Genomic DNA, 13,130 nt, shown 5'->3' with positions numbered 1-13,130 from the left:
ACGGTCCCGCCCGGTCTCAGAGGCGGCGGAAGATCGCCGTCGCAAAGCCTTCGGCGGTCAGCCGGGCCTCGACCTCGGCGAGGGGTTCGATCAGAACCCCCTTGCCGCCCGTGGCGTGGATGATCCGTTCGGCGTCGATCATCAGGGCCGAATGGCCGGTCCAGTCGTGGTCGCCGCCGGGCGCCAGCCAGATCACCAGGTCGCCGCGCGCCGGGGCCTCGGCCGACACGGCCCGGCCCAGCTCCGCCTGGGCGTCGGACCGGCGCGGCCCCGGCAGGCCGCAGGCCAGCAGGGCCTGCTGCACCAGACCCGAACAGTCGGTCGAGACCGAGGACCGGGCGCCCAGTTCATGCGGCCGGCCCAGCAGGCGTTCGGCCACGGAGACAGGATCCCGCTCAAAGGTTCCGATCGGCGCCAGGTCGGCGTCCGCAACGCCCTCCGCCGTCTCGACCACCAGGGCGTTCAGCGGCAGGGCCGCATCGACCGCAGCCACCCTTCGCGTCGGCAAGGCCGCGCCGGCCGACAGACTGTCCAGAACCACCCAGCCGACCACGCCGTCGCGGCGCGCCCGACCCCAGGCCCGGCCGTCCGCCCGATCCAGGACGTCGAAAATCTCGCCATGCAGAAGCTGGTCGATCCGCTCGCCCGCGTCCGACCAGACGTCGGCGACGGCTACGCGGCAGGACATGGCTTCGGTCGCCCGATAGGCGGCCGCCCGCACAAGGCCCTCCAGCGCCTGTTCGGCCAGGTCCGGGCGGGCGAGACGATCGCCGGGCGGGAGAAGATCGAGGCGGTCGGTCAAACCTGGGCTCGCATTGGCTGAAGCGGCAGTCTTATCCCCGGAAGCCGAATCGGCCGTTAATGGGCACGGTCTTTCTGTGGAATTCTCGTCCGCAGGCCGACCTTGCGTCTGGTCGATCGACGCCCATCTCGATGCGGAACGGCCAAGCCGCCGTCCGCCGTCCTGGGGTTTCGATGCTCGCGCCTTTGTGTCTGCTGATCGTCCTGGGATTGACGCGGTTCGATCAGGGGCCCGTCGGAACCGTCCTCCGGCTTTGGCTGGTCGAGCGCCCCGCGTCGATCCTGTCCCGTCTGACGCGCGGTCAGATCCTGGGCGTGATCCTCGTGATCGGTCTCGGTGCGGCGGCGGTCGCCCTGTTCGAGGCGGAAGGCGTGCGGCTGTTCGCCATGGCCGCGCCGGACCTGATCGCCTGGGTCCTGATGTTCGACGTGACGGTGCTGTTCGATCTCGCCATCCTGGCCCTGAGCCTTCGCGCCGTCGCCGGCTGGCGTGGCCTGGTCAGGGCGGGCGAGGCCGTCCGGGCCCAGACCCGCCTTGCGGTGCAGCGACTGCGATCCCGCACCCGCGCCCGCCGCGTCCGCCGCCTCCGGCCGCCGCGGCCCCGCTCGCCCGACGATGAGCCTCAGGGGGCGTGGACCTTCGGGCTGAGCCCGGCCTGACCTCAACCGCCGTAGCGCGCCTTCAGCACGGCGTAGCAGGCCCTTATGGCCTGGGCCTCTCCCCCTTCGGGGAAGCCGGGCCGGGCGCGGGGATTCCAGGCGAAGATGTCCATATGGGCCCAGGCGCCGCTGGCGGGGGCGAACCTTTGCAGGAACAGGGCGGCCGTGACCGACCCGGCTTGCGCCCAGGCCGAGGCGTCGTTCTTGATGTCGGCGATCTCGGTGTCCAGGGCGGCGCGATAGCCGGGCCACAGGGGCATGCGCCACAGGGGGTCGCCCACCGCCCGCCCTGCGGCCAGCAGATCGGCGGCCAGGGCCTCGTCATCCGTGTAGAGAGGCGGCAGCTCCGGCCCCAGGGCGATCCGCGCCGCCCCCGTCAGGGTGGCGAAGTCCAGGGTCAGATCGGGCGAATGCTCCCCCGCCCGCGTCAGGGCGTCGGCCAGGATCAGCCGCCCCTCCGCATCCGTATTGCCGATCTCGATCGTCAGACCTTTTCGGCTGTTCAGTATGTCCCCCGGCCGGAAGGCGTCGCCCGAAACCGCATTCTCCACCGCCGCCACGATGACCACCAGCCGCACCGGCAGATCGGCCTGCATGACCAGCCGCCCCAGGGCCAGGGCGTGGGCGGCCCCGCCCATGTCCTTCTTCATATTGCGCATGCCGGCGGCGGGCTTCAGGTCCAGCCCCCCGGTGTCGAACACCACCCCCTTGCCGACCAGGGCCACCAGAGGCAGGTCGGTCCGGTCCAGCTTCCAGCCGATCTCGATCAGCCGCGGCGCCCGGTGCGGGGCCGCCGCCCGACCGACCGCGTGGACGGCGGGGTAGTTCTCGTCCAGCAGGGCCTCGCCCTCGGTCACGGTGAGGGTCGCCCCGGCGCTCTCGGCGATCTCGCGGGCGATGGTCTCGATCTGCAAGGGCCCCATGTCGGCGGCCGGGGTGTCGACCATCTCACGCGCCAGGGCGCAGGCGGCGACGATCCGCGTCGTCTCATCCAGGTCCAGCCCCTCGGGCGCGACCAGCCGAACCGGCGGACGATCCGGCCGGGCCTTGTAGCGGTCAAAGACATAGGCCCCCAGGAGGAAGGCCAGGGCCGCCGCCCGCGCCGTCTCAGGCTCGGCCTCCAGCCGGTACAAGCCGCCGGGCAGCCGCGCCGACAGGCCGCGCGCCAGGACCGGATCGAAGGCCGCGCCGCTCCCCAGCAGCACCTGACCGATCCCATCGCCCTCCGGCACGATCAGCAGTTCCCCGGCCTTGCCGGAGAAGCCGTGCCGTTCGCCCCAGGACTTCGCCGCCCCGTCCAGAACCGCGCCCGGCGCCGACAGGCGGATCGGAACGGCCCGCTCTCCGGCGTTCGCGGCGACCAGCAGGGGATGGGGGGCGAGCATGGCGAACCTTCTTAACCAAGAGTTGACGCGAACCGGCGATTCTGAGGCGGACCGAGGAACCGTCAGGACTCCCCCCATGTCGCCCATGCCCGCCCTTCTCGCAACCGTCGCCCTTCTCAGCCTGTCGGCGGGCCCCGCCCTCGCGGCCGCCCCGGTTCAGACCCAGGGCGCGCCCCAGAACGCCGTCCAAAGCGCGACCCGCGCGCCCGCCTCGGCCGAGGTCCGCGCCGCCTATGACCGGATGGACGCCCTGGCGCGCTCGGTCTTCTGGTCGGGCGAGCACGACCTGAACCCGGCCGATCCCGTGGCGGCGGTCAAGCTGGCCCAGGCCCTGCGCGAACTGGGCCGCTATGATCAGGCCGCCCAGACGGCCGAGACCCTGCTGGCCCTCCAGCCCGCCAATCTGGACGCCCTGCTGGAGCTGGGCCGCGCCCACATCGGCCGGGGCCAGGCCTTCTACGGCATCGCCCCGCTGGAAAAGGCCCGTGACCTGGCGCCCCGCGACTGGCGGCCCTATTCGCTGCTGGGCGTGGCCTATGAGCAGGTGCGCCGGTTCGACGACGCGCGCGCGGCCTGGAACCAGGCCCTGGTCCTGTCGCCCGACAATCCCGACGTCCTGACCAACGCCGCAACGGCGGCCCTGACCCACGGCGACGCCCCCGGCGCCGAGGCCCTGCTGCGACGGGCTGCGGCCCAGCCGACGGCCTCCAGCAAGGTGCGCCAGACCCTGGCCATGACCCTGGGCCTGCAAGGCAAGATGGGCGAGGCCGAACAGATCCTGCGCCGCGAACTGCCCCCCGAGCTGGCCGATCAGAACCTGGCTTGGCTGGCGGCGCGCAATACGCCGGCCGCGCCCCAGCCGGAGGTCGCCTCCGCCCCATCGACCAGCGAAACCGCCCGCACCTGGTCCTCCTTGAAAGGCGGCTGATCGGCAGGAACCTCGGCTTGCCGCCCGGCCGGCGCCGTGCTGGATAGGGACATGACCGTCTCCCCCGGGTCCGCCCCCCGCGCCTATCGCGCCTTCCTGTTCGACATGGACGGCACCCTGATCACCTCCACCGCTGCGGCCGAGCGTGTCTGGACCCGCTGGGCCGAACGGCACGGGATCGACCCGGTCGCCTTCATCCCCACCATCCACGGGGTGCGCACCGCCGACACCATCCGCCGCCAGAACCTGCCGGGCGTCGACCTGGCGGCCGAGGTCGCCTGGGTCGAACGGGGCGAGATCGAGGATGTCGAGGGCGTCGCCCCCATTCCCGGCGCGATCGACTTCGTCAAACGCCTGCCGCCCGACCGCTGGGCCGTCGTCACCTCGGCTACGGCGCCCCTGGCCCAGGCCCGGCTGAAGGCCGCAGGGGTCGAACCGCCCGCCGTGCTGATCACGGCCGAGGACGTGGAACGCGGCAAGCCCGATCCCGCCGGCTATCGGCTGGCGGCGCAGAGGCTGGGCGTGGACGTCGCCGACTGTCTGGTGTTCGAGGACGCCCCGGCCGGCATCGCGGCCGGCGAGGCGGCCGGGGCGGAGGTTCTGGTGGTGACCGCGGCCTGGTCCCACCCTCTGGCGACGGACCACCCGCAGCTGTCCGACTATGGAACCGCGACCCTGGTGGTCGAGGCGGACGGCGGTCTGACGCTGAGCGTCTAGCGGACGTTTCACGCCTTCCACTCGCCCCTTCAGCCCCCTATCTTCCGGCCATGATCGACGACCTCTACAGCGCGCGCATCCTGACCCTGGCGGCCAACCTGCCCCATGCCGGTCGGCTGGCGTCGCCGGAAGGGACCGGCGAGCGGGTCGCCAAATTGTGCGGCTCGCGGGCGATCGTCGATGTGAGCCTGGACCACCAGGGGCGGGTCATGGACTTCGCCCAGGACGTGAAAGCCTGCGCCCTGGGCCAGGCGGCCGCCGGCGTCCTGGGCCAGTCCGTCCTCGGCGCCTCGGCGGATGAGATCAGGGAGGCCCGCGACGCCATGACCGCCATGCTGAAGTCCGGCGGCGAAGGCCCCGACGGCCGTTTCGAAGGGCTCCGCGTCCTGAAACAGGTCGCCGACTATCCCGCCCGTCACGCCTCGACCCTGGTGGCGATCGAGGCGACGCTTGAGGCGGTCGATCAGGCCCTGGCCCATCGAACTCGTCTCGCCGGCGCGGCCTGACGGGCTCTGACCGGTTGATCCCCCTGCAATGACGGGGGATAAGCGCGGCGAACCCATCCAGCCCCCGGCGAAGGGCCCAGACCGGCCTATGTCTCTCTATGAACGCGGCGTCCGCGCGGCCCATCGGGGCTATAAGCTGACGCTGTCTCCCCTGATCGGCCAGCAGTGCCGATTTCTGCCGACCTGTTCGGACTATGGGCGCGACGCCCTGATCCGGCACGGGCCGCTCAAGGGGGGATGGCTCACCGTGCGCCGTCTCTGTAAATGCCATCCCTTCGGCGGCTCGGGCTATGACCCGGTCCCGCCTCTGAAGACCGACGAAAAAGAACAGTCATGATCGATCTGAAATTCCCCGACGGCGCGGTGCGTCAGTATCCGGCCGGTTCGACGGCGCGCGACGTGGCGGCTTCGATCTCGCCGTCCCTGGCCAAGAAGGCCGTCCTGGCCGAGCTGAACGGCGAGCAGCGCGACATGGGCCGGGTGCTGGAGACGGGCGGCGACTTCCGCCTGATCATGCGCGACGATCCCGAGGCCCTCTACACCATCCGCCACGACACGGCCCACGTCCTGGCCGAGGCGGTTCAGACCCTGTTCCCCGGCGCCCAGGTCACGATCGGCCCGGCCATTGAGGACGGCTTCTATTACGACTTCTATCGGGAGGAGCCCTTCTCGACCGACGACTTCGCCGCCATCGAGAAGGAGATGGCCCGGATCGTCGATCGCGACGCCAAGTTCGAGCGCGAGGTCTGGGACCGCGACGAGGCCATCGTCTTCTTCGAGGCGCGGGGCGAGAAGTTCAAGGCCGAGCTGATCAAGGACCTGCCCGAGAACGAGACCATCACCCTGTACAAACAGGGCGACTGGATCGACCTGTGCCGCGGGCCGCACTTCCCCTCGACGCGCCACGTCGGCAAGGCCTTCAAACTGACCAAGCTGGCGGGCGCCTATTGGCGCGGCGATTCCAAGCGCGAACAGCTGCAACGCATCTACGGCACCGCCTGGGCGACCAAGGAGGACCTGGACGCCTATCTGCAACGGCTCGAAGAGGCCGAAAAGCGCGACAACCGCAAGGTCGGCAAGGCCATGGAGCTCTTCCACATGCAGGAAGAGGGCCGGGGCATGGTCTTCTGGCATCCCAAGGGCTGGGTGCTGTGGCGGGTGCTCGAGGCCTATATGCGCCGCCGCCTGGACGCCGCCGGCTATGTCGAGGTCAAGACGCCCCAGGTTCTGGACCGCAAATTCTGGGAGGCCTCGGGCCACTGGGACAAGTACCGGCCCAATATGTTCGTCTGCGAAACGGTCGAGGGCGAGACCCTGAGCCTGAAGCCGATGAACTGCCCCGGCCACGTCCAGATCTTCGACCAGGGCCAGCGCTCCTATCGCGAACTGCCGCTGCGCATGGCCGAGTTCGGCGCCTGCCACCGCTATGAGCCGTCGGGCTCGCTGCACGGCCTGATGCGGGTGCGCGGCTTCACCCAGGACGACGCCCACATCTTCTGCCGCGAGGACCAGATCGTCGAGGAGACGGCCGAGTTCATCAAACTGTGCCGCAGCGTCCATGCGGATCTGGGCATGGAGACGGCCTACATCAGCCTGGGCACGCGGCCCGAGCAACGCGCCGGCACCGACGAATTCTGGGACAAGGCCGAGGCCCAGATGCTGGAGGCCGCCCGCGCCGCCGGCTCCGAGCCGGTCGTCACCCCGGGCGACGGCGCCTTCTACGCGCCCAAGCTGGACTTCATCGTCAAGGACGCCATCGGCCGCGAATGGACCTGCGGCACGATCCAGCTGGACTACGTCCTGCCGGAACGCCTGGATGCGACCTATATCGCCGAGGACGGCCAGAAGCACCGGCCGGTCATGCTGCACCGGGCGATCCTGGGATCGTTCGAGCGGTTCATCGGCATCATGATCGAGAACTACGCCGGCGCCTTCCCCCTGTGGCTGGCCCCGGTCCAGGCGGTGGTCGCCACCATCACCTCGGACGCCGACGACTACGCCCGCGAGGTCATGGACCGGTTCAAGGCGGCGGGCCTGCGCACCGAGATCGACCTGCGTAACGAGAAGGTCGGCTACAAGGTCCGCGAACACTCGGTCGGCAAGGTCCCGGTCATCGCCGTCGTCGGCCGCAAGGAGGCCGAAGAGGGCAAGGTCGCCATCCGCCGCCTGGGCTCCCAGGAGCAGACGGTGGTGACGGTCGAGGAGGCCATTCGCCTTCTGACCGACGAGGCCACGCCGCCGGATCTGAAGCGGGCGACGACCGCCTAAGCCCGGATTCCGACACAGGAACATAAGCCGGCCTGATCGCTTGTGATGGGGTGCGCCCCCGCGCCCCATCACCATTGCGAGAGACGATCCATGGCCGAGAAAACCCTCGACACCCTGTTCCACGACACGCTCAAGGACATCTATTACGCTGAGCGCAAGATCCTGAAGTCCCTGCCCAAGATGGCCCGCGCCGCCCAGTCGCCCGAGCTGAAGGCGGCCTTTGAAAAGCACAAGGACCAGACTGAAGGTCAGATCGAACGCCTGCAGCAGGTGTTCGAAATCATCGGCAAGGCCCCCCGCGGCAAGACCTGCGACGCCATCGAAGGCATTCTGGCCGAGGGCGACGAGATCATGGAAGAATACAAGGACAACCCGGCCCTCGACGCCGGCCTCCTGGCCGCCGCCCAGGCGGTGGAGCACTATGAGATCACCCGCTACGGCACGCTGAAGCGCTGGGCCAATGTCCTGGGCCTGAAGGACGCCGTCGCCCTGCTGGACGAGACCCTGCAGGAAGAATCCCAAACCGACGAAGACCTGACCGGCATCGCCGACGCCGCCGTCAACAAGGACGCGATGAAGAGCGCCGCCTGAGACTCTTAAAGCGAGGCGGGAGGCCGGACCGCGTCCCCTCCCGCCCTTCACCCTAAGGGACCGCCCGCTCCAGCTCGGCCACGGCCGTGGCGATGTGATAGAGCGAACTGGCCGGGACCGGCGTGTCCAAAAAGCCGCCCGCCCCCGGATCCCATTGTTCGAACCAGAGACCGGGCGTCGGGGTGTTCAGGAACCGGCTCAGCGCCGCCCAGGCGTCAGACCAGCTCGGCGCCAAGGCCGGGACGCGCAGAGCCGCCTTCAGCCATTCACCGTGCGGCCAAAGCCGGACGCCCGCGACGGCCATCGCGCCGTCCTCGAACACCTCGCCCCGCAACAGGCCCGACGCCGGGTCCAGGCAGTGCGCAAGGGCGAACCGCCCCAGCCGCTCGGCCTCGCCGTCGGCGCCTGCGCTCGTGTCCATGCCCAGCCGCTGCGCCTCCCGCAACAGCCAGGCCCATTCCATCTGATGACCCGGCTCGACCACGGCCCGCCCTTTCGGCCGCAGCGGGGCCGTCAGATCGTCCTGAAAATACTCAAACAGAAGCCCCCGCGCCCCGTCCATGAACCGTCGCCGACACAGGCCGACCAGTTCCGCCGCCAGGGCCGAGAAGGCAGGGTCCGGCATATGTTCGACACAGGCCAGGGCCGCCTCCAGCAGATGCATATGCGGATTCTGCCGACGCGGGGCGCGCGGCGGCAGGGCCTCGACATAGCCGCCTGCAGGATGGCGCATGGACGTTTGGATGAAGTCCAAGAGCGCCAGGGCCTCGGCCTTCAGCCGACCGTCCCTCGTCAGCCTATAGGCATGGGCCAGGGCGAAGAGGACAAAGGCCAGGTCGTACAGATCGCGGGTCTGATCCAGGCCCTCCCCGTCCAGGTCCAGTCGGCTGATGAAGCCGCCGTCCGGATGGCGGGCGCGGTTCAGCAAAAAATCCAGACCATGCTCAACCGCCGCGCCGGCGCCCGAGACGCCGCGCTGCGCCCCCTGGGAAAAGACATAGATCTGGCGGCTCAACACCCGCAGCCGCTTATAGTCGTGGACCGGGCTGAGGTCGTGGTGAGACAGGGCCTCATAGAAGCCCCCGCGCCGACGATCGACGCCGTGTTCCAGCCACAGCGGCAGGGCCGTCTCATAAAGCCAGGCCGTCGCCTGGCGCGACGCGGCCTTCAGCTCGGTGCTGGGATCGGGGCTCATATCTAGGCCGAAGGCGTGCGGCTGCGGTCCACCAGGCCGGTGGTGGAATGGCCGGCCCTCAGCTCGACCCGGACGATGATCCCGCCCTTGGCCCTGACCAGATCGGCGCCGACGATCTGATGCTCCTGATAGTCCGCGCCCTTGACCAGGACGTCGGGCTCCAGGGCGGCGATGAGTTCATAGGGGGTGTCCTCTTCGAACAGGACCACCGCGTCCACATGTCGGATGGCGGCCATCACCTCGGCGCGCGCCCCCTCGCTTTGGATCGGCCGAGTCTCGCCCTTCAACCGCCGCACCGAGGCGTCGCTGTTCAGCCCGACGATCAGCCGGTCGCAATGGCTCGCGGCCTCACGCAGCAGGGCCACATGGCCAGGATGCAGCAGGTCGAAACAGCCGTTGGTGAAGCCGACCGAAAGCCCCTGATCCCGCCAGGCGCCGCGGACGGCCCGGGCGTCTGCGCGCGACAGGATCAGTCCGTCGCGATGGTCGTCGCGCTGATCCTGGTGATTCAGCACGGTGCGCAGCTCCGCGGCGGACACCACCGCCGTCCCGGCCTTGGACACCACGATGCTGGCCGCCGTATTGGCCAGGCGCATCGCCCGCACGACCGGCAGGCCCGAAGCCACGCCCAGGGCGAAGGCGGCCATGACGGTGTCGCCGGCGCCCGAGACGTCGAACACCTCCGCCGCCTCCGTCTCCAGCAGGATCGCCTCCCCGTCCACGCCATAGAAGGCCATGCCCTGTTCGGAGCGGGTCACCAACAGATTGGCGCCGGTCTGGTCCACCACCTGCCGGGCCGCCTCGCCCACGGCCGCGTCGTCGTCGCAGCGCCGACCGGTCGCGCCCGCCAGCTCCGACCGGTTCGGCTTGATATAGGCCGCGCCGCGATAGGCGGAAAAATCGGGACGTTTGGGATCGACGAAGACGGGAACCCCGACCTCGCGCGCCCGATCGAACACGGCCGCCAGAACCGCATCGGTCAGACATCCCTTGGCGTAATCCGACACGATCACCGCATCCGCCTGATCCAGCGCCTGTTCGAACAGGGCGATCAGGGCGGCCTCATCCTCGGCCGACAGGGCGTTTGAGCCTTCGCGGTCGATCCGGACCACCTGGTGGGCGCCCGCCAGGACCCGGGTCTTGGTCGTGGTCTCTCCGCCCTTCAGTCCCAGCAGCCGGCAGGAGACGCCCGCCTGTTCGGCGATCGCGCGCAGCTGATCGGCGGCCTGGTCATCGCCCACCACCCCGATCAAACGCGCCGAAGCGCCGAGCGCCACGGCGTTCAAGGCCACATTGGCCGCGCCGCCGGCCGTGAACCGGTCCCGCGCATGTTTCACCACCGGCACCGGCGCCTCGGGCGAGATGCGGCTGACGTGGCCCTGGAGATAGGCGTCGAGCATCACGTCGCCGATCACCACAACCGTCACGCCCTCGAAACTGGTGAAACGGTCCAGCGGCGAAGTCCGATCGGTCATTGCAGGTCTCAACGGAAGGCGGGGTCAGAACGGCGGGCGCGACGCAGTGTGCGCCCTCGGACGCCGCGGCGTCAAAGCCAGGGCGGGCGGCGGACGATCAGTCGCGCAGCAGCTCATTGACGCCGGTCTTGGCGCGGGTCTGGGCGTCCACCCGTTTGACGATGACGGCGCAATAGAGCGAAGGCCCGCCGTCGGCGTCCGGCAGGGCGCCGGGCACCACCACCGAATAGGCGGGCACCTCGCCCCGGAAGACCTGACCGGTCGCCCGATCGACGATCTTGGTCGAGGCGGACAGATAGACCCCCATGGCCAGCACCGCGCCTTCGCGCACGATCACGCCCTCGGCCACCTCGGCTCGGGCGCCGATGAAGCAGCCGTCCTCGATGATTGTCGGATTGGCCTGGAGCGGCTCCAGCACCCCGCCGATGCCGGCGCCGCCCGACAGGTGCACGTTCTTGCCGATCTGGGCGCAGGAGCCGACCGTGGCCCAGGCGTCGACCATCGACCCCTCGTCAACGAAGGCGCCGATGTTCACGAAGGACGGCATCAGGACGACGTTCCTGGCGATGTGCGCGCCCCGCCGGACGACGGCGCCGGGAACCGAGCGGAAGCCGGCCGCCTGATAGTCGCCCGCGCTCCAGTCGCCGAACTTGTTCGCAACCTTGTCCCAGAACGGGCCGAGGGCGGCCGGATGATCGGCCGACAGAGGGATGGTGGAGGCGTGGCCGGCCCGCATGATCTGGTTGTCGTTCAGGCGGAAGGACAGCAGCACCGCCTTCTTCAGCCACTGGTGCGTGGTCCAGGCGCCGTCCGCCCCCCGCGACGCCACACGGGCCTGGCCGGAATCGAGCAGGGCCAGGGCCGTCTCGACCGCGTCGCGCACGTCGCCGTGCGTGGCGGACGAGACATTGGCGCGGTCGTCCCAGGCGGCCTCGACGACGGATTCGAGATGCGACAGGTCGGTCATGCGGCGTCCTTGAAGGTCAGGGCGTTGAGGAAGTCGAGAAGATCGGGGGCGATATGGTCGATATGATCGCCCAGGGGCTTTCCGTGGCCGTCGCCGATCAGGACGGTCTTCATCCCCAGGGCCTTGGCCGGCTCCAGATTCCTAGGCGTGTCCTCGAAGAAGGCGGCGCAGCGCGGCTCGAAATCGAACCGCTCGATCATGCGACGAAAGGCCGAGGGGGCCGGCTTGGGCGTCAGGTCGCCGTCCTCGATGGCGAAGACCCCGTCGAAACAGTCGGCGATCCCGATCCGGGCCAGCACCCGATGGGCGTAGTCCCTGGCCCCATTGGTGAAGACGAACCGGCGCCCGGGCAGAATCTTCAGCCGCTCGGCCAGACGGGGATTTCGCTCCACCCCGTCCAGGGGCACATCATGCACCACACGCAGGAAGTCCTCGGGATCGATGGTGTAGTTGGCCATCAGCCCGGCCAGGGTGGTGCCGTGCTCGTCCAGGAACTGGCGCTGCAACAGCCGCGCCTCCTGTGGCGCCAGGCCGACGGCCTCGACCACATAGGCGTTGATCCGCGCCTGAACCAGGGACATCAGCCCCTGTTCGCGTGGATACAGGGTGTCGTCCATGTCGAACACCCAGGCGTTGACGTGCGACAGGTCGATCAAGACGCCTTCACCAGGGTGCCGGCGCCGAATTCGGTGAACAGCTCCACCAGCATCGCATGGGGCCGGCGGCCGTCCAGAATCACCACGGCCTCGACCCCGGCCCGCACGGCCGCCATGGCCGTCTCCAGCTTGGGGATCATGCCGCCCGAGGCCACGCCGGTGTCGATCAGGCCTTGCGCCTCCTCCAGGGTCATCTGGCGAATGATCTCGCCGTCCGCCCCCTTGACCCCCGGCACGTCGGTCAGCAGCAGCATCCGCTTGGCGTTCAGCGAACCGGCCACGGCGCCCGCCACCGTATCGGCGTTGACGTTATAGGTCTGGCCGTCCTCGGCCACCCCGATCGGGGCGATGACCGGCACCCAGTCTTCGGTCTCCGAGGCGATCAGCCCCTTGATCAGCTTGGGGTCCACCTTGGTCGGTTCGCCGACGAAGCCCAGATCGACCTCATGCTCGATCATACTGTCGGGATCGCGCTTGGTCCGGCGGGTCTTCTCGACCGTCAGCAGGCCGGCGTCCTTGCCCGACAGGCCGACGCCGCGCACGTCCGCCTCCTTGCCCGCCATGGTGATCCAGTGGGCGATCTCCTTATTGACCGCCCCGGACAGGACCATTTCGGCCACCTCCATCGTCGCCGGATCGGTGACGCGAAGACCATCGACAAAGGCCGACTTGACCCCCGCCTTGTCCAGCATGGCGCTGATCTGCGGCCCGCCGCCGTGCACGACGACCGGGTTCACCCCCATCAGCTTCAGCAGCACCACATCGGCCGCGAACTGTTTCGCCACGGCGCTCTCGCCCATGGCGTGACCGCCGTATTTGATGACCACGGTCTCGCGGTCATACACCTGAATATAGGGCAGGGCCTCGGCGAGCGTCTTCGCCGTTTCCCAGCTGCGTTCCTCGGACTGGCGCTCGGTTTCGTTCATCACCGGCGCGAGATAGCGGGGGATGGGCGGGGAGTCACGAGGGAAAGGCTGGACT

General features: G+C 69.5%; 14 protein-coding genes. 7 read left to right on the top strand and 7 right to left on the bottom strand.

Going from position 1 to position 13,130, the window contains the following annotated elements:
- Positions 1-16: 16 nt before the first annotated feature.
- Positions 17-802 (bottom strand): C40 family peptidase, encoded by a 786-nt coding sequence (locus tag JL11_RS04505; protein WP_054764602.1) that lies wholly within the window; start codon positions 800-802, stop codon positions 17-19.
- A gap of 173 nt (positions 803-975) precedes the next feature.
- On the opposite strand from JL11_RS04505, the gene JL11_RS04500 reads away from it, so the two are divergent.
- Positions 976-1,461 (top strand): hypothetical protein, encoded by a 486-nt coding sequence (locus tag JL11_RS04500; protein WP_054764601.1) that lies wholly within the window; start codon positions 976-978, stop codon positions 1,459-1,461.
- Between the two features lie 2 nt (positions 1,462-1,463).
- On the opposite strand, the gene JL11_RS04495 is transcribed toward JL11_RS04500, so the two are convergent.
- Positions 1,464-2,846, bottom strand: coding sequence for a leucyl aminopeptidase family protein (locus tag JL11_RS04495; protein WP_054764600.1), 1,383 nt, complete (start codon positions 2,844-2,846; stop codon positions 1,464-1,466).
- A gap of 76 nt (positions 2,847-2,922) precedes the next feature.
- Between JL11_RS04495 and JL11_RS04490 the strand changes: the two genes are divergently transcribed.
- From JL11_RS04490 to JL11_RS04465, 6 genes are all read left to right on the top strand, one after another.
- Entirely contained in the window at positions 2,923-3,774 is an 852-nt protein-coding gene (locus JL11_RS04490) for a tetratricopeptide repeat protein (protein ID WP_054764599.1), read from the top strand.
- A gap of 51 nt (positions 3,775-3,825) precedes the next feature.
- Entirely contained in the window at positions 3,826-4,491 is a 666-nt protein-coding gene (locus JL11_RS04485) for an HAD-IA family hydrolase (protein ID WP_054764598.1), read from the top strand.
- 50 nt (positions 4,492-4,541) lie between these two features.
- The gene (locus tag JL11_RS04480) at positions 4,542-4,997 is read left to right on the top strand and encodes an iron-sulfur cluster assembly scaffold protein (protein ID WP_054764597.1); all 456 of its coding nucleotides are present in this window, start codon (positions 4,542-4,544) and stop codon (positions 4,995-4,997) included.
- 88 nt (positions 4,998-5,085) lie between these two features.
- On the top strand, positions 5,086-5,334 hold the full coding sequence (yidD, locus tag JL11_RS04475; RefSeq protein WP_054764596.1) for a membrane protein insertion efficiency factor YidD: 249 nt from the start codon (positions 5,086-5,088) through the stop codon (positions 5,332-5,334).
- Positions 5,331-7,265, top strand: a complete 1,935-nt coding sequence (gene thrS, locus JL11_RS04470; protein WP_054764595.1) for a threonine--tRNA ligase — start codon at positions 5,331-5,333, stop codon at positions 7,263-7,265. The genes yidD and thrS overlap by 4 nt, the downstream gene beginning before the upstream one ends.
- Positions 7,266-7,355: 90 nt before the next feature.
- Complete coding sequence (locus JL11_RS04465) at positions 7,356-7,856, top strand: YciE/YciF ferroxidase family protein (RefSeq protein ID WP_054764594.1); 501 nt, start codon at positions 7,356-7,358, stop codon at positions 7,854-7,856.
- Between the two features lie 52 nt (positions 7,857-7,908).
- Here the strand turns inward: JL11_RS04465 and JL11_RS04460 are convergent, their stop codons facing one another.
- The 5 genes from JL11_RS04460 to argB form a co-directional block, all read right to left on the bottom strand.
- Positions 7,909-9,051, bottom strand: a complete 1,143-nt coding sequence (locus tag JL11_RS04460; RefSeq protein ID WP_054764593.1) for an AGE family epimerase/isomerase — start codon at positions 9,049-9,051, stop codon at positions 7,909-7,911.
- Positions 9,052-9,053: 2 nt separating this feature from the next.
- The gene (gene rfaE1 / locus JL11_RS04455) at positions 9,054-10,526 is read right to left on the bottom strand and encodes a D-glycero-beta-D-manno-heptose-7-phosphate kinase (protein WP_054764592.1); all 1,473 of its coding nucleotides are present in this window, start codon (positions 10,524-10,526) and stop codon (positions 9,054-9,056) included.
- 97 nt (positions 10,527-10,623) lie between these two features.
- On the bottom strand, positions 10,624-11,493 hold the full coding sequence (gene dapD, locus JL11_RS04450) for a 2,3,4,5-tetrahydropyridine-2,6-dicarboxylate N-succinyltransferase (RefSeq protein ID WP_054764591.1): 870 nt from the start codon (positions 11,491-11,493) through the stop codon (positions 10,624-10,626).
- Positions 11,490-12,149, bottom strand: a complete 660-nt coding sequence (locus JL11_RS04445; RefSeq protein WP_054764590.1) for a pyrimidine 5'-nucleotidase — start codon at positions 12,147-12,149, stop codon at positions 11,490-11,492. The genes dapD and JL11_RS04445 overlap by 4 nt, the downstream gene beginning before the upstream one ends.
- Positions 12,146-13,075, bottom strand: coding sequence for an acetylglutamate kinase (argB, locus tag JL11_RS04440; RefSeq protein ID WP_054764589.1), 930 nt, complete (start codon positions 13,073-13,075; stop codon positions 12,146-12,148). The genes JL11_RS04445 and argB overlap by 4 nt, the downstream gene beginning before the upstream one ends.
- Positions 13,076-13,130: the final 55 nt, after the last annotated feature.

Origin of the sequence: Brevundimonas sp. DS20 (assembly GCF_001310255.1) — a bacterium.
Classification (GTDB): domain Bacteria; phylum Pseudomonadota; class Alphaproteobacteria; order Caulobacterales; family Caulobacteraceae; genus Brevundimonas; species Brevundimonas aurantiaca.
Note: the sequence above shows the minus strand (reverse complement) of the source record. Positions and strands in the feature narration are given on the sequence as shown.